This window comes from Streptomyces sp. FH025 (genome assembly GCF_017427025.1).
Lineage (GTDB): Bacteria > Actinomycetota > Actinomycetes > Streptomycetales > Streptomycetaceae > Kitasatospora.
In genome coordinates this window covers 1-24,105 of record NZ_JAFLNG010000036.1, presented here as the reverse complement: position 1 = coordinate 24,105, position 24,105 = coordinate 1, and the positions used below count along the sequence as shown (strand labels likewise).

Annotated in this window: 29 protein-coding genes and 1 pseudogene; 11 read left to right on the top strand and 19 right to left on the bottom strand. The window is 70.5% G+C overall.

What is annotated here, in order from left to right:
- Window positions 1-153 precede the first annotated feature (153 nt).
- The 4 genes from J0670_RS04815 to J0670_RS04800 all read left to right on the top strand — a co-directional run bounded on the left by J0670_RS04815 (window position 154) and on the right by J0670_RS04800 (window position 3,420).
- Complete coding sequence (locus J0670_RS04815; RefSeq protein WP_207809919.1) at window positions 154-642, top strand: LURP-one-related/scramblase family protein; 489 nt, start codon at window positions 154-156, stop codon at window positions 640-642.
- A gap of 124 nt (window positions 643-766) precedes the next feature.
- Window positions 767-1,351, top strand: a complete 585-nt coding sequence (locus J0670_RS04810; RefSeq protein ID WP_207809917.1) for a GNAT family N-acetyltransferase — start codon at window positions 767-769, stop codon at window positions 1,349-1,351.
- Window positions 1,352-1,518: 167 nt separating this feature from the next.
- Window positions 1,519-2,487 carry an NAD(P)/FAD-dependent oxidoreductase gene (locus J0670_RS04805; protein ID WP_207809915.1) on the top strand — a complete coding sequence of 323 codons (969 nt, stop codon included), beginning with the start codon at window positions 1,519-1,521 and terminating at the stop codon, window positions 2,485-2,487.
- A gap of 42 nt (window positions 2,488-2,529) precedes the next feature.
- Window positions 2,530-3,420 carry a trans-aconitate 2-methyltransferase gene (locus tag J0670_RS04800; RefSeq protein ID WP_207809913.1) on the top strand — a complete coding sequence of 297 codons (891 nt, stop codon included), beginning with the start codon at window positions 2,530-2,532 and terminating at the stop codon, window positions 3,418-3,420.
- A gap of 7 nt (window positions 3,421-3,427) precedes the next feature.
- Here J0670_RS04800 and J0670_RS04795 read toward each other — a convergent pair whose 3' ends face one another.
- A complete protein-coding gene (locus J0670_RS04795; protein WP_207809912.1) occupies window positions 3,428-4,267 on the bottom strand; it encodes an alpha/beta fold hydrolase in 840 nt (279 codons plus the stop codon).
- A 110-nt stretch (window positions 4,268-4,377) separates the two neighbouring features.
- Between J0670_RS04795 and cutA the strand changes: the two genes are divergently transcribed.
- Window positions 4,378-4,710: a divalent-cation tolerance protein CutA gene (gene cutA, locus J0670_RS04790; RefSeq protein WP_207809910.1), complete on the top strand. Its 333-nt coding sequence runs from the start codon at window positions 4,378-4,380 to the stop codon at window positions 4,708-4,710.
- 2 nt (window positions 4,711-4,712) lie between these two features.
- Here the strand turns inward: cutA and J0670_RS04785 are convergent, their stop codons facing one another.
- The 5 genes from J0670_RS04785 to J0670_RS04765 all read right to left on the bottom strand — a co-directional run bounded on the left by J0670_RS04785 (window position 4,713) and on the right by J0670_RS04765 (window position 9,812).
- Window positions 4,713-5,363, bottom strand: a complete 651-nt coding sequence (locus J0670_RS04785) for a response regulator transcription factor (RefSeq protein ID WP_207809908.1) — start codon at window positions 5,361-5,363, stop codon at window positions 4,713-4,715.
- A complete protein-coding gene (locus J0670_RS04780) occupies window positions 5,327-6,676 on the bottom strand; it encodes a sensor histidine kinase (RefSeq protein WP_243436536.1) in 1,350 nt (449 codons plus the stop codon). The genes J0670_RS04785 and J0670_RS04780 overlap by 37 nt, the downstream gene beginning before the upstream one ends.
- Window positions 6,677-6,916: 240 nt before the next feature.
- Window positions 6,917-8,650 carry a methionine--tRNA ligase gene (gene metG / locus J0670_RS04775; protein WP_207809906.1) on the bottom strand — a complete coding sequence of 578 codons (1,734 nt, stop codon included), beginning with the start codon at window positions 8,648-8,650 and terminating at the stop codon, window positions 6,917-6,919.
- A gap of 116 nt (window positions 8,651-8,766) precedes the next feature.
- Entirely contained in the window at window positions 8,767-8,967 is a 201-nt protein-coding gene (locus J0670_RS04770; protein ID WP_207809904.1) for a DUF397 domain-containing protein, read from the bottom strand.
- On the bottom strand, window positions 8,964-9,812 hold the full coding sequence (locus tag J0670_RS04765) for a helix-turn-helix transcriptional regulator (RefSeq protein WP_207809903.1): 849 nt from the start codon (window positions 9,810-9,812) through the stop codon (window positions 8,964-8,966). The genes J0670_RS04770 and J0670_RS04765 overlap by 4 nt, the downstream gene beginning before the upstream one ends.
- Before the next feature lie 344 nt (window positions 9,813-10,156).
- Between J0670_RS04765 and J0670_RS04760 the strand changes: the two genes are divergently transcribed.
- Complete coding sequence (locus tag J0670_RS04760; protein WP_207809901.1) at window positions 10,157-10,333, top strand: hypothetical protein; 177 nt, start codon at window positions 10,157-10,159, stop codon at window positions 10,331-10,333.
- Here the strand turns inward: J0670_RS04760 and J0670_RS04755 are convergent.
- The 9 genes from J0670_RS04755 to J0670_RS04715 form a co-directional block, all read right to left on the bottom strand.
- Window positions 10,305-10,706, bottom strand: coding sequence for a hypothetical protein (locus tag J0670_RS04755; RefSeq protein WP_207809899.1), 402 nt, complete (start codon window positions 10,704-10,706; stop codon window positions 10,305-10,307). The two genes, J0670_RS04760 and J0670_RS04755, sit on opposite strands and share 29 nt — an antisense overlap.
- 67 nt (window positions 10,707-10,773) lie before the next feature.
- Window positions 10,774-11,010: a DUF397 domain-containing protein gene (locus J0670_RS04750; RefSeq protein WP_207809897.1), complete on the bottom strand. Its 237-nt coding sequence runs from the start codon at window positions 11,008-11,010 to the stop codon at window positions 10,774-10,776.
- Window positions 11,011-11,115: 105 nt separating this feature from the next.
- Window positions 11,116-11,328, bottom strand: a complete 213-nt coding sequence (locus tag J0670_RS04745; RefSeq protein ID WP_207809895.1) for a hypothetical protein — start codon at window positions 11,326-11,328, stop codon at window positions 11,116-11,118.
- Entirely contained in the window at window positions 11,325-11,498 is a 174-nt protein-coding gene (locus J0670_RS04740) for a hypothetical protein (protein WP_207809894.1), read from the bottom strand. Before J0670_RS04740 ends, J0670_RS04745 begins: the two co-directional genes overlap by 4 nt.
- 142 nt (window positions 11,499-11,640) lie before the next feature.
- Entirely contained in the window at window positions 11,641-12,486 is an 846-nt protein-coding gene (locus J0670_RS04735; protein ID WP_207809892.1) for a helix-turn-helix transcriptional regulator, read from the bottom strand.
- Window positions 12,483-12,986: a DUF6879 family protein gene (locus tag J0670_RS04730; RefSeq protein WP_207809891.1), complete on the bottom strand. Its 504-nt coding sequence runs from the start codon at window positions 12,984-12,986 to the stop codon at window positions 12,483-12,485. The genes J0670_RS04735 and J0670_RS04730 overlap by 4 nt, the downstream gene beginning before the upstream one ends.
- Before the next feature lie 408 nt (window positions 12,987-13,394).
- Complete coding sequence (locus J0670_RS04725) at window positions 13,395-13,595, bottom strand: DUF397 domain-containing protein (protein WP_207809888.1); 201 nt, start codon at window positions 13,593-13,595, stop codon at window positions 13,395-13,397.
- 21 nt (window positions 13,596-13,616) lie between these two features.
- Window positions 13,617-13,805: a DUF397 domain-containing protein gene (locus J0670_RS04720; RefSeq protein WP_207809886.1), complete on the bottom strand. Its 189-nt coding sequence runs from the start codon at window positions 13,803-13,805 to the stop codon at window positions 13,617-13,619.
- A gap of 10 nt (window positions 13,806-13,815) precedes the next feature.
- Window positions 13,816-14,670, bottom strand: coding sequence for a Scr1 family TA system antitoxin-like transcriptional regulator (locus J0670_RS04715; RefSeq protein WP_207809884.1), 855 nt, complete (start codon window positions 14,668-14,670; stop codon window positions 13,816-13,818).
- 310 nt (window positions 14,671-14,980) lie between these two features.
- Between J0670_RS04715 and J0670_RS04710 the strand changes: the two genes are divergently transcribed.
- The gene (locus J0670_RS04710) at window positions 14,981-15,472 is read left to right on the top strand and encodes an ATP-binding protein (RefSeq protein WP_279382946.1); all 492 of its coding nucleotides are present in this window, start codon (window positions 14,981-14,983) and stop codon (window positions 15,470-15,472) included.
- On the opposite strand, the gene J0670_RS04705 is transcribed toward J0670_RS04710, so the two are convergent.
- Both J0670_RS04705 and J0670_RS04700 read right to left on the bottom strand, forming a co-directional pair.
- On the bottom strand, window positions 15,400-16,002 hold the full coding sequence (locus tag J0670_RS04705; RefSeq protein ID WP_207809880.1) for a GNAT family N-acetyltransferase: 603 nt from the start codon (window positions 16,000-16,002) through the stop codon (window positions 15,400-15,402). The genes J0670_RS04710 and J0670_RS04705 overlap by 73 nt on opposite strands.
- A 127-nt stretch (window positions 16,003-16,129) precedes the next feature.
- Complete coding sequence (locus J0670_RS04700) at window positions 16,130-17,413, bottom strand: adenylosuccinate synthase (RefSeq protein WP_207809878.1); 1,284 nt, start codon at window positions 17,411-17,413, stop codon at window positions 16,130-16,132.
- A 126-nt stretch (window positions 17,414-17,539) separates the two neighbouring features.
- Here J0670_RS04700 and J0670_RS04695 point away from each other — a divergent pair, with 126 nt between their 5' ends.
- The 3 genes from J0670_RS04695 (at window position 17,540) to purM (ending at window position 21,404) form a co-directional block, all read left to right on the top strand.
- On the top strand, window positions 17,540-18,397 hold the full coding sequence (locus tag J0670_RS04695; RefSeq protein WP_207809876.1) for a diacylglycerol kinase: 858 nt from the start codon (window positions 17,540-17,542) through the stop codon (window positions 18,395-18,397).
- 241 nt (window positions 18,398-18,638) lie between these two features.
- Window positions 18,639-20,222, top strand: coding sequence for an amidophosphoribosyltransferase (purF, locus tag J0670_RS04690; protein ID WP_207809874.1), 1,584 nt, complete (start codon window positions 18,639-18,641; stop codon window positions 20,220-20,222).
- 96 nt (window positions 20,223-20,318) lie between these two features.
- Complete coding sequence (purM, locus tag J0670_RS04685; RefSeq protein ID WP_207809872.1) at window positions 20,319-21,404, top strand: phosphoribosylformylglycinamidine cyclo-ligase; 1,086 nt, start codon at window positions 20,319-20,321, stop codon at window positions 21,402-21,404.
- A gap of 200 nt (window positions 21,405-21,604) precedes the next feature.
- On the opposite strand, the gene J0670_RS04680 is transcribed toward purM, so the two are convergent.
- Window positions 21,605-21,862 carry a DUF3073 domain-containing protein gene (locus tag J0670_RS04680; RefSeq protein ID WP_207809870.1) on the bottom strand — a complete coding sequence of 86 codons (258 nt, stop codon included), beginning with the start codon at window positions 21,860-21,862 and terminating at the stop codon, window positions 21,605-21,607.
- 383 nt (window positions 21,863-22,245) lie between these two features.
- Entirely contained in the window at window positions 22,246-23,403 is a 1,158-nt protein-coding gene (locus J0670_RS04675; protein ID WP_207809868.1) for a Glu/Leu/Phe/Val dehydrogenase, read from the bottom strand.
- Window positions 23,404-23,613: 210 nt separating this feature from the next.
- Between J0670_RS04675 and J0670_RS04670 the strand changes: the two are divergent.
- Window positions 23,614-24,105: pseudogene (locus tag J0670_RS04670) on the top strand (hypothetical protein); the annotation flags it as partial.

Genomic DNA, 24,105 nt, shown 5'->3' with positions numbered 1-24,105 from the left:
CGGCGGTAGGTCGAGGCGCTCGCTGCGCAGCGGGGCGGTGAGGTCGGGGCGCATGGCGGTATTGAACGCCGTCGCGCGGCGGTGCTTCCCGCGGGGGCGGGCGGTCGGGTCGAATGGGGGCCGAGAGTGACGGAGCGGAAGAAGGAGGCTGTGGTGCGGTACCTGGTCAGGGAGAAGCTGTTCGCGGTCGGCGACGACTACTGGATCGAGGACGACCGGGGGCACAAGGCGTACCTGGTGGACGGCAAGGTGCTGCGGCTGCGGCACACCTTCGAGCTGAAGGACTCGCACGGGCGGGTGGTCGCGGTGGTGAAGGAGAAGATGCTCACCGTCCGTGACGCGATGAAGATCGAGAACGTCGACGGCGAGGTGATCGCGACCGTCCGGGAGAAGCTGTTCACCCCGTTCCGCGACAAGTACCTGGTGGAGCTGGCCTCCGGCGGCGAGCTGAAGATCCACGGGAACCTGATCGACAAGGACTACCGGGTCGAGAACCACCACGGCGACGAGCTCGCCCGGGTCTCGCGCAAGTGGTTCCGGGTCCGCGACACCTACGGGGTGGAGATCGCCGACGGCGCGGACACCGGCCTGCTGCTGGCCATCGCGGCCTGCGTCGACCACCTGGTGGAGGAGGAGCACTGAGGTGTCCGGCCCCCGGCCCGCCCGTCGACGGTGTAACGGTCGGTCTGGCAAGGCTGATTGACTGATCATCGGGCTGTTGTGACGGTTCGCTGCGGCGCCGGGGGCCGGCCGGTAACGTACCGGCATGGCTGACCTTGAAGAACGCGCCAATGTCGTCGCGTCCGGTTCATCGCGGGTCGGGGCGGGGGTGGGCGTCCGACGGCGCCGCGCCGCCGACCTCGCCGACTGCGTCCGGGTGCTGGCCGATGTCCACGCCGCCGACGGCTACCCCGCCGACTGGCCCGAGCGCCCCGCCGCCTGGCTCACCCCGGACGGCCTGCTGGCCGCCTGGGTCGCCGAGGCGGACGGCCGGCTCACCGGGCACGTCGGCCTCTCCCGCAGCGGCCCGGGCGGTGTCGCCCCCGGCCTGTGGAGCCTGCGCACCGGCGGGCGCCCGGAGCTCACCGCCGTGATCGAGCGCCTCTACGTGGACCCGAGGGCGCGCGGCCGGAACACCGGCGCCCTTCTCCTGGAGACCGCCGTGGCGCACGCGCGGGCGCTCGGCCTGCACCCCGTCCTCGACGTCCTCGCCACCGACACCGCCGCCCTGGCCCTCTACCGCCGCCTCGGCTGGACCCTCCTCGGCCGCGGCGAGCAGCACTGGGCCTCCGGCCGTACGGTCCTCCTCCACTGCTTCGCCGCCCCGAGGGGGCGGGCGGAGACGTCCTAGACCGGGATGACCTCGACTCCCCGCTCCAGGCCGGTGAAGTCGGCCGCGTTCCGGGTGTACAGCGGCAGGCCGTGGGCCTGAGGGTGAGCGCTCGGTTTGCTAGGGCGGCAACAAAGCTTGCCGGTGCCGGAAGGCCGGCCGCAGCCTGGCGGTGGAGGTGAGCGCGAATGAACGGGACGAGGACGACGGAGCGCTACGACGCGGTGGTGGTCGGCGGCGGAGCGGCGGGGCTGAACGCCGCCCTGGTGCTGGGCCGGGCCCGGCGGCGGGTCGCGGTGGTGGACGCGGGGGAGCCGCGCAACGCCCCGGCCGCCCACATGCAGGGCTTCCTGAGCCGCGACGGCATGCCCCCGGCGGCGCTGCTGGCGGTCGGGCGGGAGGAGGTCGCCCGGTACGGGGTGGACCTGATCGACGGCCGGGTCGAGCACATCGAGGCCGCCGCGTCCGAGGAGCCGGGTTGCGTGGTCCACCTGGCGGGCGGGCCGGTGCTGCACGCGCGCCGGGTGGTCGTCGCCACCGGGCTGCGCGACGGGCTGCCGGAGCTGCCCGGCCTGGCCGAGCGGTGGGGCCGGGACGTGCTGCACTGCCCGTACTGCCATGGCTGGGAGGTCCGCGACCGGCCGCTCGGCGTGCTCGGCACCGGCCCGGCGGCCGTCGACCAGGCGCTGCTGCTGCGCCAGTGGTCGGCGGACGTGGTGCTGCTGGCGCACACCCTGGAGCTGACGGCCGTCGAGCGGGAGCGGCTCGCCGCCCGGGGCGTACGGGTCGTGGAGGGCCGGATCGTCCGGCTGGTGTCCGACGACGGGCGGCTGCGCGGCGTCGAGCTCGCGAACGGGCGGGTGGTGCCGCGTGAGGCGGTGTTCGTCTTCCCGCAGCCGGTGCCCCGGGACGCGCTGCTGTTCGGCCTGGACTGCGCGCGGGACGACAACGGCTGGGTCACCACCGACCGGACCGGCCGGACCAGCCTGCCCGGCGTCTGGGCGGTCGGCAACGTCGCCGACCCGCGCGCCCAGGTCGTCACCGCCGCCGGGATGGGCGCGGCGGCCGCCTTCGCGCTCGACCACGACCTCGCGGCGGAGGAGATCGACCGGGCGGTGGACGAGCGTCGCGCGTCCGGCGCCGCCCTGCCCGTCTGAGCCGGGAAGCTTTCGTCAACGCACGATCGGAGAGGTGACGTCATGTCCTCGCACCAGCACTCGCACAACCATCAACACCACCACGGCCACGGCCGGGTGCCCGCCGCCGAGCTCGACTGGGACGCCCTCGCGGCGCACCTGGAACGGGAGGGCGAGCTGCGCGCGGGCGCGGTCGCCGAGGCCGCGCGGTGGCTGTCCGGCCTGTCCGGGGAGGGCCCGGTCCGCCGGGTGCTGGACGTCGGCAGCGGGCCCGGTGTGATCGCCGGGCTGCTCGCGGACGCCTTCCCGTCCTCCGAGGTGGTCGCCGTGGACCAGTCGGCCGCCCTGCTGGAGCGCGCCCGGGCCCGCTCGGGCGGTCGGCTGGGCATCCAACAGGCCGATCTTCCCGCCGAGTTCGACAAGCTCGGCGAGGCCGACCTGATCTGGTCCGGCAACGCGATCCACCACCTCGGCGACCAGCAGGCCGCGCTCCGCTCGCTCGCCGGGGTGCTGCGGCCCGGCGGCCTGCTCGCCGTCGCCGAGCGCGGTCTGCCGCTGCGCTACCTGCCCCGCGACTTCGGTCTCGGCCGACCCGGTCTCCAGGCCCGGCTGGACGCCGCGCACGAGGACGGCTTCAGCGCCATGCGCGCCGAACTCCCGGACGCCACCGAGGAGATCGAGGACTGGCCGGCCATGCTCACCCGGGCCGGCCTCACCCCGACCGGCACCCGCACCTTCCTGGTCGACCATCCCGCCCCGCTCGCCCGCCCGGCCCGCGAGCACCTGCACCTCCAGCTCACCCGCCTCCACGAGCAACTCGCCGAGGCGCTCGACCCGGAGGACCGTGCGACCCTGGAGGCGTTGCTGGCGGAGGACGCACCCACCGGCATCCTCAACCGGCCGGACGCCTTCTACCTCTCCGCGATGACCGTCCACACCGCCCGCAGGGTCTGAGGCCGGGTCAGGAGGCGAGGAAGTCCGCCACCGTACGGGTGAAGGCGGCGGGGTCGTCGAGCCAGGGGTAGTGGCCGGCGGCGGGCTGGACGGCGGTGCGGGCGCGGCGGAAGAGGTCGGCTGCGGCCCGGGCCGAGGCGGGGCACGGGTCGGGGTCGTACTCGCCGGCCAACAGGAGGACGGAGGCGGGCAGTTCGGCGACGGCGGCGCGGACCGAGGCCGGGTCGTAGCCGCCGCCGTGGTAGGCCGCGGCGGCCTCGGGGTGGCTCTGGTCGGCCCGGGTGGCCTCGTGGGCCCGGGCGGTGGCGTTCCAGTCGCCGTGGAAGAGCGGGGCCAGGTCGTCGGGGTCGGCGGCGCCGCCGGCGAAGGCGGTGCGGACGGCGGCCAGAGCGGCCGGGTGCCACGCCTCGCCGGTGCCACCCCGGGCGGCGACCGCCGCCCGGTAGTGCTCCTCGGTGGCGGTGCTGCCGAAGATCCGCAGGCTGGGGGTGATCAGGGCCAGCCGCCCGGTGCGGTCGGGGTGGCGCAGGGCGTACAGGGTCGCGAGCGAGCAGCCGGCGGAGTGGCCGAGGACGTCCACCCGCTCCAGTCCGAGGTGGGCGCGGAAGGCCTCGACGTCCGCGACCTGTCGGTCGACCCGGTAGGTCGCGGGGTCGGCGGGGCGTTCGGAGCGGCCGGTGCCGCGCAGGTCGAGGACGTGCAGCGCGCGGTGCGCGGAGAGGCCGCCGAGGTCCCCGAGGTAGGCGGAGTCGCGCATCGCGCCCCCGGCGATGACCAGCAGCGGCTCGCCGTCGCCGATGGTCCGGTGGGCGAGCCGGGTGCCGTCCGGGCCGGTGAAGGTCGTCATCGGGTGATCATGGCAACCGTCCGCTCGGCCCGGCAAGGATCCTGCCCGACGGCGGGCAGGCGGGCAGGCGGGCGCCCGTCGGTGCGGGCGGGCCGGGGTACCGTCGAGGGATGACAGCGGACGCGCGGGGCTTCGTCGTGGTGACCACCACCCACGAGAGCGAGGAGCAGGCCCGGTCACTGGCCTCCGCCGTGGTGCGGGAGCGGCTGGCGGCCTGCGCGCAGGTGTACCCCGTCCGGTCGGTGTACTGGTGGGACGGCGAGGTGCAGGACGCCGAGGAGTGGCGGATCGACCTCAAGACCCGGGCCGAACTGGCCGACCGCCTCGCCGAGTTCGTCGCCGGGCGGCACTCGTACGAGACGCCCGAGGTGATCGTCGTGCCGGTGGTGTCCGGCAGTCGCGACTACCTGGCCTGGGTGGCCGAGGAGACCGCGGACCGCTGAGCTCAGGACGTGACCTCCAGGAAGGCCAGCACCGCGAGCACCCTCCGGTGGTCCTCCTCGGAGGGCGGCAGGTCGAGCTTGAGGAAGATGTTGGCGGTGTGCTTCTTCACCGCCCGCTCGGTGATCACCATCCGTTCGGCGATCGCCGCGTTGGAGCGCCCCTCCGCCATCAGTTGCAGCACCTCGCGCTCCCGCAGGGTCAGCCGGTCCAGCGGCTTCTTCCGTTCGGTGCTGCTGACCAGCATGGCGATCACCTGCGGGTCGAGCGCGGTGCCGCCGGCCGCGACCCGGTGGACCGTCTCCACGAACTGGTCGGGGTCGAACACCCGGTCCTTCAGCAGGTAGCCGATCGAGCCGCTGCCGTCGGCGAGCAACTCCTTGGCGTAGAGCTGCTCGACGTACTGCGAGAGCACCAGCACCGGCAGCCCGGGTATCCGCCGCCGTGCCTCCAGCGCAGCCTGGAGGCCCTCGTCGGTGAACGTCGGGGGCAGCCGTACGTCGACCACGGCCACGTCCGGGCGTTCGGTGAGGAGGGCCTCCAGGAGGTCCGGCCCGGTGTCCACCGCGGCCACGACCTCGAAGTCGTAGGCCTGCAGCATCCGGACCAGACCGTCCCTCAGGAGGAAGAGGTCCTCGGCGAGTACAACTCGCACGGCAGCTCCATGGTCAGGGTCGTGGGGCCGCCCTGCGGGCTGCGGACGGCCAGGACTCCGTCGAAGGTAGCAAGCCGCCGTTCGATGCCGCGCAGACCGGTGCCGCGCGACGGGTCGGCGCCGCCCGTCCCGTCGTCGGTGACCTGCGCCTTCAGCAGGCCGTCCGCGTACCAGAGTTGGACGTCGACGTGGGCGGAGCGGGAGTGCTTGGCGGCGTTGGTGAGCGCCTCGGAGACGGCGAAGTAGAAGGCGGACTCGACCGGGGCCTCGGGGCGGCCCGGCAGCTCGGCGGAGACGGTCACGTCCAGCGGACTGTTCATGCCCAACGCCCGTACGGCGTCGGCGAGTCCGCGGTCAGCCAGGACCGGCGGGTGGATGCCGCGGACCAGGTCGCGCAGCTCGTTGAGGGCGGTGGCGGAGGCCTGGCGGGTCTCGGCGAGCAGCTTCTTCGCGGCCTCGGGGTCCCGCTCGACCAGCCGCTCGGCGACGCCCAGGTTCATGCCCATGGCCACCAGCCGGGCCTGCGCGCCGTCGTGCAGGTCCCGTTCGATCCGGCGCAGTTCGGCGGCCTGGCTGGTCAGTGCGTCGCGCCTGGTCTCGGTGAGGTGGGCGACCTTGCGCTGGGCGGCCAGTGCCTCGGCGCGGGCGGTCGGGCCCAGCAGTGCCTTGGCGAGCGCGGTGTGGCCGCGCAGCACGCCGGGGGCGATCGCCGGGCCGAGGGGGATGACCGGCAGCCCGAGCAGCGCGGCGGTCCGGGCGCTGCCGGCGTCGGTCACGTGGACCCACAGGTACCAGTTGTTGCCGCCGTGGGCGGCGACCGGCTCCCAGAGCCAGGGCGACAGCACGCCGAAGACGCCGTAGGCGAGCACGGCCAGCGGGAACAGCGCCACGGTGAAGCCGATCATCGGGTCGACGAGCAGCCAGAGCAGGTCCCGCCAGGTGGCAGGGTCGGCGAGCAGTGCCTGGCAGCGCTGCCAGGCGCCCCGGTAGCCCGGTTCGACCTCGGGCATCGGCAGGTAGGGGTCGCGGATCCCGGTGCCGGTCCAGCGCCCGGCCAGCGTGCGGCGCAGGCCGGCCAGTCGGCGGACCGCCAGGGTCGTCGGCAGCACCAGCAGCACGCCCACGCCGAGGCCCAGCAGGCCGGCGGTGAAGGACGCCGCGGTGAGCAGCGCCATTTGAGGCACGATGAACGCGGCCAGCGCCGTGCTGTGCGCCATGGCCCGTGCGCTGCGGCGCAGCGGGCCGAGGCGGCTCCATCCGGTGTCGGTGTTCCGCGCCCTGCTCTCCGCCCCGGTTCCGGTCGTGTCGGTCATGACCGTTCCTCCCCCTCCGTGCCGGCCCCTACCCCTTGTCCGGCGGCTTCGACCCCCAGACTGCCGCAGGGCCGCCACCTCGATCACTGGGCCCTGGACCCCTCTTGCGGGTACCTGGGTACACCATCTGCTCGCGCTGGACCTGCTCGGCTCACGGCGGAAAACCGGACGGAGGGGGCCCTGAACTCCAGGGCCCCCTCCGCTGATTGTCGAGGTGGTTGTCGAGGTCGCTGTCGAGGATCAGCCCTCGGTGCCGCCGAAGCGTTCCGTCCAGGCCGCCAGTTCCTCGTCCGCGATCTTGGCGAAGAGCACCGGCGGCACCGTGAACGCCGTCCCGGCCGGGATCAGGTCCAGCGCGCGGGCCTCCGTCGCGTCGATCCAGGTACGGGTGGACGCCGGCGAGTCCTCGGGCAGGGTGAAGGCCCCGCGCATCGCGGCCGCAGCGGTCGGGATGAACGGCTCGGACACCACCGCGTACAGGTGGATCAGGTTCATCGCGGTCCGCAGCGTCAGCGCCGCCGCCTCCGGGTCGGTCTTCACCTGGAGCCAGGGCGCCTTCTCCTCCAGGTAGACGTTGCCCGCGCTCCACAGCGCGCGCAGGGCCTGCGCCGCCTTGCGGAAGTTGAGCCCGTCCAGCTGGGCCTCGTACTCGGCGAGCAGGCCGGCGATCTGCTCGCCGAGCCGCTGCTCGGCCTCGCCGGGCGCGTGCCCGCCCGGGACGTCGTCGCCGAAGCGCTTGCGGCTGAAGGAGAGCACCCGGTTGACGAAGTTGCCGAGGGTGTCGGCGAGGTCCTTGTTGACCACCGAGGCGAAGAGGTCCCAGGTGAAGCTGGAGTCGTCCGACTCGGGCGCGTGCGCCATCATGAACCAGCGCCAGTAGTCGGCCGGCAGCAGCTCCAGCGCGACGTCGCTGAAGATGCCGCGCTTCTGGCTGGTGGAGAACTTCCCGCCGTAGTACGTCAGCCAGTTGAAGGCCTTGACGTAGTCGACCTTCTTCCACGGGCGGCGCGAGCCGAGGATGGTGGCCGGGAACATCACGGTGTGGAAGGGGACGTTGTCCTTGCCCATGAACTCGGTGTAGCGGACGGTCTCGTCGGCCTCGTACCACCAGGACTTCCAGTCCCGCAGGTGCCCGGCCGGGGCCGCGTCCGCCCACTCCTTGGTGGCGCCGATGTACTCGATCGGGGCGTCGAACCAGACGTAGAACACCTTGCCCTCGGCGGCCAGTTCGGGCCACACGTCGGCCGGCACCGGGACGCCCCACTCCAGGTCGCGGGTGATCGCGCGGTCCTGGAGGCCCTCGGTCAGCCACTTGCGGGCGATCGAGGAGGCCAGCACCGGCCAGTCGTCGTCGTGGGCGGCGACCCACTGCTCGACCTCCTCGGTCAGCTTCGACTGGAGCAGGAACAGGTGCCGGGTCTGCCGGACCTCCAGGTCGGAGCTGCCGCTGATGGCCGAGCGGGGCTCCAGCAGGTCGGTCGGGTCCAGCACCCGGGTGCAGTTCTCGCACTGGTCGCCACGCGCCTTGTCGTAGCCGCAGTGCGGGCAGGTGCCGGTGATGTAACGGTCCGGCAGGAAGCGCCCGTCGGCGTTGGAGTACACCTGGCGGATCGCGCGCTCCTCGATGAAGCCGTTGCGCTGCAGCTCGCGGGCGATCTCCTGGGTGATCTCCCGGTTCTGCGGCGAGGAGCTGCGGCCGAAGTGGTCGAAGGACAGCCCGAAGCCGTCGTACACCGCCTTCTGCGCGTCGTGCGCCTGCGCGCAGAACTCCGCGACCGGCAGTCCGGCCTCCTGGGCGGCCAGTTCGGCGGGCGTGCCGTGCTCGTCGGTGGCGCAGATGTACAGGACCTCGTGACCGCGCTGGCGCAGGTAGCGGGAGTACACGTCCGCCGGGAGCATCGACCCGACCATGTTGCCCAGGTGCTTGATCCCGTTGATGTAGGGAAGGGCGCTGGTGATCAGGTGCCGAGCCATCCTCGGATGCTCCGATTTCTCCCGCACACGCACCCGACCCGGAGTGCTGTGCCAGGCGCAGGGGTCCACTGTGGGCTGCCAAGCCTACCCCTGTCGCGGGCGTCGCCCGTTCGGTGTCAGGGCCGGGTGAAGTCGGCGTACCGGTCGAACTCCCCGTCCTTCACCCCGCGGACGAACGCCGCCCACTTGCGCGGCGTCGTCTGCACGACCACTTCGGGCTGGTCCGACTCGCGGATCTCCACCAGTCCGCCCGCCGCTCTGACCTCGACGCAGTCCGTGCTCTCTCCGCTGGCCGACGCCTTGCGCCACCCGTTCATGCGAAATCTTTCAGTAAGGCCCGGATGAAGTCCCGGGACTCGTCCGTCCCGAGCGCGATGGCCGCGGTCTTCTCCTTGATCTGCCGGTAGGAGTCCAGCTCCGCTTCGGTGTGCACGAACTTGGGCCCGTGGGTGAGGTCGATCTGGAGGGTGTCGAGCTCCGGAACCGGCCCGCGGGCGAGGTACAGGCTCTCCCCGGAGCCCGGGTAGGTGGGCACGCTGAAAGGGATCACCCGGATGTCCAGCTGGGGCCGTTCGGAGTTGGCCAGCAGGTTCCGCAGCTGCTCGCGCAGCACGTCCGGACCGCCGAACTGCATCCGCAGCGCGGACTCGTGCAGGATCGCGCTGTACGGCTTCGGAGTGTCGACGAAGATCTGCTGGCGCCGGATCCGGAACGCCATCCGGACCTCCGCCTCCGACTTGGCCTGCGGGGGGAGCCGCTCGAACACCGCGGCCGCGTACGCCGGGGTCTGGAGCAGGCCGGGGATGAAGGTGCTGTTGAGGATGGACAGCGACTCCGCGTGGTGCTCCATCTCCGCGATGTCGATGATCCCGCTCGGCATCTTCCCCCGGTAGCCGTCCCACCAGTACTTGCGCCGGTCCTGGGTCATCGCGAGCAGCGCGTCCAGGTACGGGCCCTCCTCGCAGCCGCAGACGCGGGCCCAGACCCGGAGCCGCTCGGCGCTGATGCCCGACTTCCCGTTCTCCATCTGGGAGATCTTGGGCAGGTCGGTGCCGATGGTCGCTGCCAGGCTCTTGGGCGTCACGCCCACGCGTTCGCGCATCTTGCGCAGCTCGATCCCGAGGCGCTGCTGGCGAACGGTCGGCGACAGGCGGGGTGGCATGACTCTCTTCTCCGGATCGCGCGGCTTCGGTCGGGCTTCGGTCGATGCTTCCGGTGAAGTGTGCCGTGGTGACCCGGCCCGAGCTAGCGAAATGAGGGATACCCCACGATGGAGTGAACGTTCACTCGCTCAGTAGCAACTCTGGCACCTTGACCCTATGGTCGTCCGTGTCACTCGCTGACTTGTTTTTGGCTAAACAGTCGCCGCGCAGTCGTCGTGTCGCGCTGAGCAGCGCCAAGTCTCCGGGTCGCCAGTCAGTGCCAATTGCATGGTCAGGGCGTTCGACATCACCCATCGGAGGCAGCCGTGCCCCTTCCCTCGCCTCTCCGCACTTCCCCGCGCCAGTGAATGCCCTTCTCATCGCGGCGCTGTCCTCCCTCCTGCTCGCCGTCCTCTTCGTCGGCTGGCTGGTCTGGCTGGTCAACGTCCAACCCCTGGAACCCGGCCCGGCGAACCCCGACTTCGCCGGCCGCCGCTCCCTCCTCCCCGACTTCAGGGACGTCGTTTCACCGGACAAGTGACCTGCGGCCAGGCCTTGTTGGGGCACACGACCACGTACTGCCCCGCCCACCGGCTGTCGGACACCCACCGGGACCACACGACGTCCGAGGCCCCGGCCAGTTGCGCGATCGCGTACTGCCGTCGTGTCTCGGTTGGCAGCCAGGAGTCGCCGCCGGGCGTGTGCTCCTCGTATCGCTCGGCAAGCCATTCGGCCGCGTCGGTCGGCGCCGCCCAGGTGCCCCGCACCTGGGCGGGCGGCCTCAGCAGCCACCAGCCGGTCATCATCGGCGGGAGCTCCGAGAGCCGGAAGCCACTGCCCTCGATCGGCCGCCTCTCCGACTCCCTCACCAGTAACCGGCCGTCACCGGCCCATTCGTAACCGTGGAAGTGCAACTGCACATCTCCTTGACGGTGTTGGAGCCCCGGCCGCCCGCACGGGACTGCGGGCGGCTGGGGAGCTTCAGACGGACAGGCCGAACCGCGCCGGATCGATCCCGGCCTCGGTCAGCTCCTCGACGGTGAACAGCAACGGCTCACGATCGGGCCGCTTGCTGTCGCCCAGGGCGTAGACACCGTGCTCGACCAGGCCGAGGGTCACGCACGACTCGGTGTCGTCGCCCCCGCCCTGGTTACCGCCGCACGCGCGGTTGAACTCGACGTGGGAGAGGTCGAGTTCGTACAGGTTGAGATCGGTCATCGCCTGCACCTTCCGGTATCGCTTCGGGGCAGCACGGAACGGCCCCGCCCCGCCCAGGACTTGGGCGGAAGACTCAAAGAGAGAGATAGAGGGAGGGAGTGGTGCTCACCCGCGCGAGGCCTGCCAGTCGAAGAAGCCACCCGGGGCATCGTCCGGCGGGATCAGGTCAGCACGCCGGACCACACGCTCCAGCCCACCGCGCAACGGGCGGACGTAGATGCCGGTGTTGACGATCTCCATGATCTCCACAGCGGCACCGGTACGGCGCTCGTAGACGCACTGCCCGGCCTCCGGCACCCACTGCTCGGTCACGGTCACCGCCACAGGCTGATGCGAGTGGTGAGCTGCTCTGCGGGCACCTGCCGTGTCGGAGCGTCCGGCTCGAACAGCGGCCGCACCAGAGCCCGCCCGTCCTGCGCCCCCACTACCTCGACCAGCCCCCCGGTCGTCAGGTCCTTCCGTACCGGGTTGTTGTCGACCTGCTCCATGAGTTCCGCGAGAGAACGGCGACGCTTCGGCGGACCACTTCTTTCGGTCGACTGTGCGATATCCGCAGCGGACATTAGCGGCTCCCGTGATTCGCGATTCTGCCTGGCGAGTCACCAAATTAAGAGGGAGCAGGCTTGATTTCTAAGCGCTTTCCTGTTCGCGAAAGAACTCGTCCCGGATTCCTTCGACCATCGCGCGCATGTCATCTCCGTGCAGCGCCACAGCATCGAATCCGGAGAATGTTGAAAGATAGAGATCTACATCCCTTGGGTCGCGAGTGGTGATCTCCGAGTGGAACGTCTCCACGATGACGAGACGATCGTCATACATGCTGAAGCATGTCATGGGGAATTCCGGCATGCGCCTGGAGAGCGGAAGAACTCCAATAGTCACATTTGGGAGCCGGGATAGCGATACGATTCGGTCGAGCTGTGTAGCCATGACGGAAGGAGGGCAGACCCGCCATCGCAGCACGTGCTCGCAAATAATGAAATGGAACTCTCGGTGACGGTCATACAGGACGGTCTGGCGCTCCAGTCGTGCCGCGATCGTCTTGGCCTTGGATTCCTTTGACAGCTCTGCATCCAGCGCGAAAACGGCCGCGACGTATTCAGCACTCTGAAGAAGCCCAGGAACCAACTGTCCCTGGAATAGTCGGAGTACAGTCGTTTGGGATTCGATGGCCTTGATGGCTTGCTGGTGCTTCCAGTGGCCCATGCGGCGGAGTTCTCGCCAGGCCATTTCTTCGGTCGCCGCGCTGCGAGCTGCTTCCAGGAACTCGGCTTTGGCTTCGCCGGATATTCCGAGCGCAGTCAGGATGAGGTCTACATCTTGCACGCTGGGCAAGGTCTTGGCGTTTTCGATCTTCGAGAGCTTGGCAGGAGACATGGAAGCCCTGCGGGCGATGGTCTCGGCTGTCTTGTCCGAGGCGATCCGTAACGCCCGCAGGGCTTTCCCCAAGTCGTTGTGGTGCCGCTCCCCGCTCAAGCTGCCGTGTACTCCCCGAAGGGCACGGCGTTCGCCAGGGCGATGTCTCGGTATTGGCGGTACTCGTTCAGGCGATCGTCGGGGAGTAATTCTGCGCCGAGGAACTGTCCTGCGCCGGTGTAGTGCATTCGGTAGACCTTGGCATCGTCGAAAATCCAGAAGTCGTGGTCGGGTAGTCCGGCCACTTCTTGCCGGGCCGTGTCGATGATGCCGATCGATTCGCCGGCTTTGATGTTGCCGGGGTACGACGCCAACTCGTAACGGAGGTAGTCCGACAAGGGGGACCGAAGGACGTGGACCCGGGCCACCTGCTTGCCTAGATCCGTCATGGAGCGGACCCACGGGTTGTCGGAGGATTCAGGCGGCAAACCCTTGCCCGCGAGGAAGTCGGCGAATTCCTCACGCTCCCCGTCCACGTCGTAGACGGCCAGCGTCTCGAGACGGAAGGCCGTCAACTCGAACGTCTCGAACAGGCGGCCGAAATCATCACCTTTGAGCACGGAAGTAGCCCTCCAGAACCGAGGCAGGGATCACGACCGCCGACTCGCCGTCCGGCAGGTTCAACTCCGCCAGACGGCGAGGGTCCGTGATCACGAGTCCCTGGACCACGTAGTCCCCGTTCTCGGTTCCCCACAGGGTGGGGCACGCTCCATTCTTGCAGGACCCATCGCCAGCCAGCCAACGCAGCATCAAGTGCCTCCAGTTGCCCGTGGTTTGTGGCTTCGATGATCCCGACTTCCAGAGTGTGGGGTCAAGGGCCTGATCTTTCCAAAACGGGAAAGCACTTCAGCCGCACTCGGACAGGCGATCGACACCCTGAGCTCTGTGCGAAGGGTTCTGCCTCACCGGCCGTACGGGTTCGTGCCGGCGGCGTCTTGCGTCTCGCAAGGGGCCGCCGGAACGATGCGCTATGCGTTGCCGAAGTGGTCGAACTCGCCGCGCTTGACGCCTTCGACCCAGAGGGCGAACTTCGTGGGCGTGGTGACGATGATCGAGTCGGGGGTGGCGGATTCGCGGATCTCGATCAGGCCTTCGCTGTTGGTGGACACCTCGACGGAGTTTCCGCCGTCCTGGGTGCTGCTGGTGGACTTCTGCCACTGCTGGGACATGAGTTACCCCTCCACGTCTGGTCAGATGGTGAACTCTCCCTTGGCTATGCCGTCGAGGAGGTCCTTCCACTCCTGGTGGGTGAAGCGGACCGGGGGCGCGTCGGGGGCGAGGGTGCTGCGGATGAAGACCGCGTCGGCCGTGATCGCCACCTCGGGGCAGTTGTTGCCCGAGCCGCAGATGCTCGGAGTGCGCCAGTCGAGGTCTTCCATGGTTTCCCTTTCAGGACGTCTTGAGGAGATCGTCGACGAAGGCGATCGAGTCGGCAGGGCTGAGCGCCGACCTCTCCATGGCATCGAGGGTCTCGCGGTAGTTCTGGAGTTGGTTGGAGTCGTCCAGGAAGATCGGGCCGTGCACCGAGTCGATCTGCACGGTGTCCAGGCGTGGGACGGCGCCGCCGACGTGGAGGATGGCATTTCCGGCGCCGGAGAAACCTGGGGCGTCGAAGGTGATGACCCGCACGGTGATGTTGGGGCGTTCGGCCATCGTCCGAAGATGTTCGAGCTGGCCGCGTGCCACGTCCTTTCCACCGAACTTCATCCGCAGGGCTGCCTCGTGGACGATCGCGTCGTACTCGACGGCGCCAGGCCTGGTGAGTACCTGCGTGCGGTCCATTCGGTGGGCGATCCGTGCCCAGAGATCACGGGCGGGGAGCCGGGGGTGGACCATCTCGAAGATCGCCCGGGCGGTGTCCTCGGTCTGGAGCAGGCCTGGTGGGTGGCTGATCTGTAGGGTCCTTATCCGGCCTTCGGCTCGGTGTTCGAGTTCCGAGATGTCGAGGAGACTGGCCGGCAGGACGCCTCGGTACTCATCCCACCACCCTTTGCGGCGTTCTGACGCGACGGCAGCGAGTGCCTCGACGTAGGCCGAGTCACCCTCCTGGTACTCGCAGGCGAGGGTTCGGACTCGCTCCGGAGAGATGGCGTACAGGCCCTTCTCGATCTGGGTGATCTTCGTTCGGTCCAGGCCAAGAGTTGAGGCTGCGTCAGCGGTGGTCTTCCTGGCGGAGTCGCGCATCTTTCGCAGCTCCAGGCCAACGCGCAACTGGCGGGCGGTTGGTGTGGTCCTCGGAGGCATGCGGAGAGTCTCCCGTGTCTGGTGGCGGCAGTCCACTTCGCGCGGGCCGCGACCCTCGCCGATTGGGGCATATGTTCCCCAAATTTCTGGGGCACTAATGCTGCAGAGGAGGTGGCATGACTGCCCGGAGATGCCCTACGGTGTGTAGTGAGCCGCTTACGTGAAGTCGCGTGAGTGGTCCCGAAGCGCACCCCGGGTGTGGGAGTGCGGGCTGCCGACGCCTGCCCTTCTCCGCCGTCGGCGGGGGCAGGCCACGGGTTACCTCTTCTCTCGCAGGTGCATTCCACTCAACTCAGGGCTGGAGACAGTCATGTGCCTTCCACCGTTCCGTCCCGCCAGGGACGCTCTCGTCTCCGAGTTCCGGCTCGACCTCTCCCCGCCGGCCCTTCCGGGGATGGTCGGGCCGATCCGTCGGCTCCTCCGGGACGTTCTCGACACCATGGGCCTGGACCCGGACTCGGCGTGCCTCATCCTCTCCGAGCTGGTGACCAATGCGCTGGTTCACGGGGAGGGGCGGCCGAGCGTCGCGCTCGAACTCTGGTGCGGCAAGCTGTACATCACGGTCTGCGATGCCTCGGGGAATCCCCTCCAGCGGCAGGACCCGGACGACTCGCGGGCGAGCGGCCGGGGGCTGGACATCGTGGAGGCGCTCTCGGATGAGTGGGGTGTCGAGCTCATCGGAAGCCGGGGCAAGGCGGTGTGGGCGGTCGCACGGATGATGACTGACAGTCAGCCGCGTGAAAGGCGGTCCACCAGGCGGGACTTGGCGGCGGGCCACTCGTCGGCGAGCATCGAGAAGTAGGCGCTGTCGCGCCAGCGGCCGTCCGCGCGGAACTTGTCGCGGCGGTGGGTTCCCTCGTACTGGGCGCCGAGGCGCTGGATGGCGTTGCGGGAGCGCTCGTTGAGGGCGTCGGTCTTCCAGTACACCCGGCCCATGCCGAGGTCTTCGAAGGCGTGGGTGAGGAGGAGCAGCTTGGCCTCGGTGTTGATGGCCGTGCGCCAGGCCGAGCGGGCGTACCAGGTGCCGCCGATCTCCAGGTACTCGTTCTGCGCGCTGAAGTCGTAGTAGCCGGTGATGCCGACGGCCTTGCCGCTCGCCAGGTCGATGACGGCGAACTTCACCGCGTTCCCCTTGGCCATCTCCGCGATGCGGATGTCGAGGATCGCGCCGAGCTCCTCCTCCGTCGTCGGCGGGAGGAAGGGGATCCAGCGCCAGACCTCGGGGTCGGGGCCGACGGTGGCCCAGAGGTCGGTGAGGTGGCGGCGCTCCAGCGGCTCCAGGCGGACGTGGGTGCCGGTGAGGGTGACGGGCGTGGGCAGCTTCGCGGTCATGATCAGAACGTAGCGCTGCTCTGCACTAGAGGCAATAGGTGTTTGTCCTAGTGCAAATGACAATGGGCAAAGTGAAGGGCCCTGCGGGACGGTGCGTCCCGCAGGGCCCTTCGAAGCGAGCTCAGACTCAGATGAACGAGTTGATCTGGATCGTCTCGTCACGGCCCGGGCCGACGCCGATGGCGGAGATCGGCGCGCCGGACATCTCCTCCAGCGCCTTCACGTACGCCTGGGCGTTCTTCGGTAGCTCGGCGAAGGTCTTCGCCTTGCTGATGTCCTCGGTCCAGCCCGGCAGCGTCTCGTAGATCGGCTTGGCGTGGTGGAAGTCCGACTGGTTGTAGGGGAGCTCCTCGACCCGCTTGCCGTCGATCTCGTACGCGACGCAGACCGGGATCTGCTCCCAGCCGGTCAGCACGTCGAGCTTGGTGAGGAAGAAGTCGGTGAGGCCGTTGACACGGGTCGCGTAGCGCGCGATGACGGCGTCGAACCAGCCGCAGCGGCGGTCGCGGCCGGTGGTGACACCGCGCTCGCCACCGATCCGGCGCAGCGCCTCGCCGTCCTCGTCGAGCAGCTCGGTCGGGAACGGGCCGGAGCCGACGCGGGTGGTGTAGGCCTTGAGGATGCCGATGACCCGGTCGATCTTGGTGGGGCCGATGCCGGCGCCGGTGCAGGCGCCGCCCGCGGTCGGGTTCGACGAGGTCACGAAGGGGTACGTGCCGTGGTCGACGTCCAGCAGGGTGCCCTGGCCGCCCTCCAGCAGGACGACCTTGTTCGCCTTCAGCGCCTCGTCCAGGACGAGGGTGGTGTCGGCGAGGAAGGGCTTGATCTTCTCCGCGTAGCCCAGGTACTCCTCGACCACCAGCTCGGCCGGGATGGCGCGGCGGTTGTACAGCTTGACCAGGATCTGGTTCTTGTCGTGCAGCGCCGCCTCGATCTTCTGGCGCAGGATCGACTCGTCGAACAGGTCCTGGACCCGGATGCCGACGCGGTTGATCTTGTCCGCGTAGGTCGGGCCGATGCCGCGGCCGGTGGTGCCGATCCGGCGCTTGCCGAGGAAGCGCTCGGTGACCTTGTCGATGGTGCGGTGGTACGGGGTGATCAGGTGGGCGTTGCCCGAGATCAGCAGCTTGGAGGTGTCGATGCCGCGCTCGTTCAGGCCGCTGAGCTCGGAGAGCAGCACGCCCGGGTCGATGACGACGCCGTTGCCGATCACCGGCGTGACGTTCGGGCTGAGGATTCCGGAGGGGAGCAGGTGCAGGGCGTACTTCTGGTCGCCGATGACCACCGTGTGACCGGCGTTGTTGCCGCCCTGGTAGCGGACGACGTAGTCGACTGAGCCGCCGAGGAGGTCGGTGGCCTTCCCCTTGCCCTCGTCTCCCCACTGAGCGCCAACGAGCACGAGTGCCGGCACAGGCGTACACCCCTTCCGGTTGGGGCATCCTGCGTAGGCCGCAGTCTGCCCCGAGATAGACGAAGCCCCTGGCGCAATGGCGCAAGGGGCTCTTGCACCGAGAGATTACCTGAGGAAGGACCGGTCGTGTCGTCCCTGTCCACGCCTGCGAACGGCGGCCCCGAGCCGCTTCTGCTGCTCCTCGACCCGGTGGCCCGGCAGACCGACGGCGAGTCGGTGCGGATCGCGAAGGACGTGCTCTGCGGGGGTGCGGACGTCAAGGTGGCCTACCCGGAGAGCCCGTCCGAACTCGACCGGGTGCTTTCGCACCGGGGCCGGCGGCGACCGGTGGTGATCGGTTCCGATCTCGCGTTGCAGCGGGTGCTCCAGGCCCTGCACCGACAGCGTGAGCTGGGGTCGGATGCGGTGGGAGTGGTTCCGGTCGGCCGGGCGGAGGAGCTGGCGACGGCCCGCGCGCTCGGCGTGCCGGGGGAGCCGGTGCGGGCCGCGCGGGCGGTGCTGTCGGGCGCGCCGCGCAAGCTCGACCTGCTGGTGGACGACGGTGGGGGCGTGGCGCTGGGCGGGGTGCGGATCACCGGCGGCGGTGCGCGCCGGTCGGTGGGCCGTACGGGTGGGTGGCGTTCGCTATGGGCGAAACTGGCTGCGGCCGAGCAGGCGAACGCACTCACCTCGGAGGTCGCCGAGCACAGCCCCCGGGTCCGGGTCGAGGCGGACGGGCGGCTGCTCGCGGACGTGCACCGGCCGGTCCGGCTGGTGCAGCTGACCCTGCCGGTGGCCCCGGCGGGCGCCGCCTCCGACGGGTCGGGCGTGCTGGAGGTGGTGGTCCGCGCCCCCGGCGCCCTGGTGCGGGCCCGGGCGGCCAGCGTCTCGGTGGTCGGGCGCGGTTTCGGCTACGAGGCGGACGGCCGCCCGGTCGGCCCGGTCCGGGCCAGGACCTGGACGGTGCACCCGGGCGCTTGGGAGCTGCTGCTGCCCGCTGCGTGACCGTCAGGTGAACCCCGGGTGAGCAGGCTCACGTTCGCCCGCGCCCCCACCGCCACCGCTCCGCACACGGAATGCCCCAACAGGCGCGAACCGCAAGGCCAACCGCCGTCCGCCGGAATTCCCCCACCTGAATTCCCCGCCCGGTAAGGGGTTTTGTCTACGCGCGTTACTCGGCGATCACCGAAGGAACCGGCCGTCCCGGGTTCCGGAAGCCCTGGTCAACTGCCCTAGACTCGAAGACGTGCCACGTGGTGACGGAAGACTCAACCACGATCTTCTTCCCGGTGAGAAAGGCCCCCAGGACGCTTGTGGCGTCTTCGGTGTCTGGGCTCCCGGCGAGGAGGTCGCCAAGCTCACGTTCTTCGGCCTTTACGCCCTGCAGCACCGCGGTCAGGAATCCGCGGGCATCGCAGTGAGCAACGGCTCCCAGATTCTCGTCTTCAAGGACATGGGACTCGTCTCCCAGGTCTTCGACGAGGCCTCCCTGGGGTCGTTGCACGGGCATATCGCCGTCGGACACGCCCGCTACTCGACCACCGGTTCCTCGGTCTGGGAGAACGCCCAGCCGACCTTCCGGGCGACCGTGCACGGTTCGCTGGCCCTCGGGCACAACGGAAACCTGGTGAACACCGCCGAACTGGCGGCCATGGTCGCCGAACTGCCCGGTGAGGAGCACGTCTCCCGTTCCGGCCGGACCGCGGCGACCAACGACACCGACCTGGTGACCGCCCTGCTGGCCGGCCACCCGGACCTCTCCATAGAGGAGACGGCCAAGGTCGTCCTGCCCAAGGTCAAGGGCGCCTTCTCGCTCGTCTTCATGGACGAGCACACCCTCTACGCCGCCCGCGACCCGCAGGGCATCCGCCCGCTGGTGCTCGGCCGACTGGAGCGCGGCTGGGTGGTCGCCTCCGAGACGGCGGCGCTGGACATCTGCGGTGCCTCCTTCATCCGCGAGGTCGAGCCCGGCGAGCTCATCGCCATCGACGAGAACGGCATGCGCAGCAGCCGCTTCGCCGAGGCCAAGCCCAAGGGCTGCGTCTTCGAGTACGTCTACCTGGCCCGCCCGGACACCAGCATCGCCGGCCGCAACGTGCACCTCTCCCGCGTGGAGATGGGCCGCCGGCTGGCGAAGGAGGCCCCGGTCGAGGCCGACCTGGTGATAGCCACGCCCGAGTCCGGCACCCCCGCCGCGATCGGCTACGCCGAGGCCAGCGGCATCCCGTACGGCTCCGGCCTGGTGAAGAACGCCTACGTGGGCCGCACCTTCATCCAGCCCAGCCAGACGATCCGCCAGCTCGGCATCCGGCTCAAGCTCAACCCGCTGCGCGAGGTCATCGCCGGCAAGCGCCTGGTGGTCGTGGACGACTCGATCGTGCGCGGCAACACCCAGCGCGCGCTGGTGCGGATGCTGCGCGAGGCGGGCGCCGCCGAGGTGCACATCCGGATCTCCTCGCCGCCGGTGAAGTGGCCCTGCTTCTTCGGCATCGACTTCGCCACCCGCGCGGAGCTGATCGCCAACGGGATGTCCGTCGAGGAGATCGGCCGCACGCTCGGCGCCGACTCGCTCGCCTACATCTCGATCGACGGCATGATCGAGGCCACCGCGCAGCCCAAGGAGCGGCTCTGCCGGGCCTGCTTCGACGGCGAGTACCCGATGGAGCTGCCGGACCCGGCGCTGCTCGGCAAGCTCCTGCTGGAGGCCGAGATCAAGGGCGGCCAGCAGCCGCCGGCCGTCCGCGGCAAGCCGACCAGCGGCAGCGACCTGGACGGCGTCCAGTCGCTGCTCGGCGGGGCGGGCGCGGCCGACGCGCTGCGCCGCCCGTAAGAACCCACGGTGGGGTCCCGCGAGCGGGGCCCCACCGCTGTTCCAACCCCGGTTGTTCAAGAACCACCCCCACCTGACCCGAAAGGGCCGCACGCAGTGACCAGCAACCAGAACGGCGCCACCTACGCCGCCGCCGGTGTCGACATCGAGGCGGGCGACCGCGCCGTCGAGCTCATGAAGCAGTGGGTGAAGAAGGCCAACCGCCCCGAGGTGGTCGGCGGTCTCGGCGGCTTCGCCGGCCTCTTCGACGTGTCCGCCTTCAAGAACTACGAGCGGCCGCTGCTGGCCTCGGCCACCGACGGCGTGGGGACCAAGGTGGCCATCGCCGCCGCCATGGACAAGCACGACACCATCGGCCACGACCTGGTCGGCATGGTCGTGGACGACATCGTGGTGTGCGGCGCCGAGCCGCTGTTCATGACCGACTACATCTGCGTCGGCAAGGTCGTCCCGGAGCGGGTCGCCTCGATCGTCAAGGGCATCGCCGAGGGCTGCGCGCTGGCCGGCTGCGCCCTGGTGGGCGGCGAGACCGCCGAGCACCCGGGCCTGCTCGGCCCGGACGAGTACGACGTCGCGGGCGCCGGCACCGGTGTGGTCGAGGCCGACGCGCTGCTGGGCGCGGAGCGGGTCAGGGCCGGCGACGTGGTGATCGCGATGGCCGCCTCCGGCCTGCACTCCAACGGCTACTCGCTGGTCCGCCACGTGCTGCTGAACCAGGCCGGCTGGAAGCTGGACCGCAAGGTCGAGGAGTTCGGCCGCACCCTCGGCGAGGAGCTGCTGGAGCCGACCCGGATCTACTCGCTGGACTGCCTGGCGATCACCCGCGCCACCGAGGTGCACGCCTTCTCGCACGTCACCGGCGGCGGCCTGGCGGCCAACCTGGCCCGGGTCATCCCGGACGGCCTGCACGCCCGCCTGGACCGCGGCACCTGGACCCCGCTGCCGGTCTTCCGGACCGTCGCCGAGGTCGGCCAGGTGGCCACCCTGGAGCTGGAGAAGACGCTCAACATGGGCGTCGGCATGGTCGCGGTCGTCCCGCCGCACTCGGTGGACGTGGTGCTGTCGATCCTGGAGGACCGCGGCGTCGAGGCCTGGCTGCTCGGCGACATCGTCGAGCGCGCGGACGAACACGAGGGCGGCGCGGCCCTCTACAACGCCTACGAGGGCTTCACCGCGGGCTGACCGGCCCGCGGACGGCAGAGGGGCCCCTCCGGTGCACCGGAGGGGCCCCTCTCGCGCGTCAGGGGCCGTACGGGCGGCCTTCCGCGGGCCAGGGCCCGCACGGGTGGAGCACGGGGCCGCCGAGGAACGGGCGGAACGCGGGAACGCCGAAGACCGGCCCGGCGCTCAGGGCGTCCGGACCGGTCTTGCGAAGCTGCTGGTTACGCGCGCCGGCGGGCCTGCGACGGCCCGGTGCCCGGCTCGGTGTCGTCCTCGTCGTCGAGGTCGGCGTAGCGGGCGGCGTACTCCGCGTACGGGTCGTCGTCCTCCTCCTCTTCGATCGGCTCCGGCTCGATCGAAGCGGTGGACGGCGATACGCCCAGCTCGTTGGACAGACGGTTAGCGTCGAACCCGCCGCTGTTGTACTTCAGCTCGCGGGCGACCTTCGTCTGCTTGGCCTTGGCCCGGCCGCGCCCCATGGGTCGACCCCCTCAACGATGGGGCTCACGGCCCCGAGTCTGACACGTGTTCATGATCAGGACCGGCCTGCCCGAATGGGAGGACCGTCCCTTGGAGCATTAACGGTACCTGTTTCCGCCGCTGGACGGTACGTCGTCGGTGTGACGTGGCGCGCACCGGCTGCACCCGAGACCAGGTCTTCCCAGGTCAGGGGAGGTTTTGCGGCGTTTTTCGCGCTGTCCGGAGGTGTCTTGGGTCCGTCGTTCCGGGACTGATTATCCCCCCTAAGGGGGCCTCGGATCACCCGTTCGGGCCGAGAAGTGAGAATCCGGTTCCACATCGTGATGCGCGGGGGGCCGTCGTGCGGAGCCCCCCGCGCATCCGGGGTCCGGTCGGAGCCGGATCAGCCGCGGCGGGCGCCCGGCAGCAGGACCGTGCGCAGCGCGCTGATCTCGCGCATCCGCTTCTCGGCCAGGCGGTCGGCGGCGACCGCCGGCGGGACGCCGTCGGAGGCGGCCCGGGTGAAGATCTCCAGGGTGGTGTCGAAGATCCGGGTGGCCTTGTTCTTGGCCCGTTCGAAGTTGAAGCCGTCGATCTCGTCGGCGACCTGGATCACGCCGCCGGAGTTCACCAGGTAGTCGGGGGCGTAGAGGATGCCGCGGTCCGCGAGGTCCTTCTCGACGCCCGGGTGGGCCAGCTGGTTGTTGGCCGCGCCGCAGACCACCGAGGTGCCGAACTCGCCCAGCGCCGCGACGACGTCGTCGGTCAGCGCGCCGCCGAGGGCGCAGGGGGCGTAGACGTCCAGCTTGGTCTGGAGCAGGGCGGTGGTGTCGGCGACGACCTCCACCTCCGGGTGAGCGGCGCGCACCCGGTTGACGGCGGCCTCGAAGGGGTCGGTGATGACGACGGTGGCGCCGTCCGCGACCAGGTGGCCGACCAGGTAGTGGCCGACCTTGCCGACGCCCGCGACGCCGACCCGCTTGCCGCGCAGGGTCGGCTGGCCCCAGCGGGCCTGGGCGGTGGCCCGCATGCCCTGGAAGACGCCGAAGGCGGTCAGGATGGACGAGTCGCCGGCGCCGCCGTGCTCGGGCGAGCGGCCGGTGACGAACTCGGTCTCGCGGGCGATGACGTCCATGTCCTGGACGTAGGTGCCCACGTCGCAGGCGGTGATGTAGCGGCCGCGCAGGGACTCGACGAAGCGGCCGTAGGCCCGGAGCATCGCCTCGTTCTTGTCCTTGTTCGGGTCGCCGATGATGACGGCCTTGCCGCCACCGAGGTCCAGACCCGCCAGGGCGTTCTTGTAGGACATCCCGCGGGACAGGTTCAGCGCGTCCTCCAGGGCCGCCTCTTCGGAGGCGTACGGGAAGAAGCGGGTGCCGCCGAGGGCCGGGCCGAGCGCGGTGGAGTGGATGGCGATGATCGCCTTGAGGCCGGAGCTGCGGTCGTGGCAGAGGACGACCTGCTCGTGGCCGTCGCCGGGGACGCCGTCCTGCTCGGTGCGGAAGATCCTGCTGAGCACGCCGGGTGCGGGGTGCGTGGCGGGTGTCTGTACGTCGGTCACTGTGGTGACTCCAGTAGTGAGGGAAGGCCCGCTGCTGTGGTGCGGGCGCCTATGGCGAAGCGTAGTCGCGCACGGGCCGCCGATCGGCCCGGTCGTCCGAGGTCGTGCCGGTTGTCCGAGGGGTGAGACGGGAAGCGGTACGGGTGCGGGCGCGAACGGTCCGGGGGCGCGCCCTCCCGGGGCCGGTCGGCGCGTGCGACCATGCAGGACGTGACCGTCGTACGCACCTCCGTACTGCCGCCCTACGCCGCCCACCTGCGGGTCTACGAGCCGCTGGCCGCCTATCCGGAGCCCGAGCGGGCGCACTGGCAGGCCTACGCGGCGGAGCACGGGCCGGACGCGGAGGCGGCGGAGCAGCCGGTGGCCCCGGCGGTGCTGGAGGAGCAGCGGGAGGCGCTCGCGGAGCTGGCCGCCCGGACGCCCCGGGCGCTGCCGGAGCGGGAGAGCGGTCGGGCCTACCTGCGGGTGGTGGACGGCGTACTGTACGTCTGCCCGTGGGCCACCAGGCTGCGCAGTTGGCAGGCGCTGGAGGAGCTGCGGGCGGGGGCTCCGGTGGCGCTGGTGGACACCGCGGTGCCGCCGGCGGCCCGGGCGGCCGCCGAGGCGGACCGGGAACGCTGGAGGGCCGAGCACCCGGACGCCCGGCCGTGGATCCTGACCAGCCGGTGGGAGGTTCCGGTGCGCTGGTTCCTGCCCTTCGGG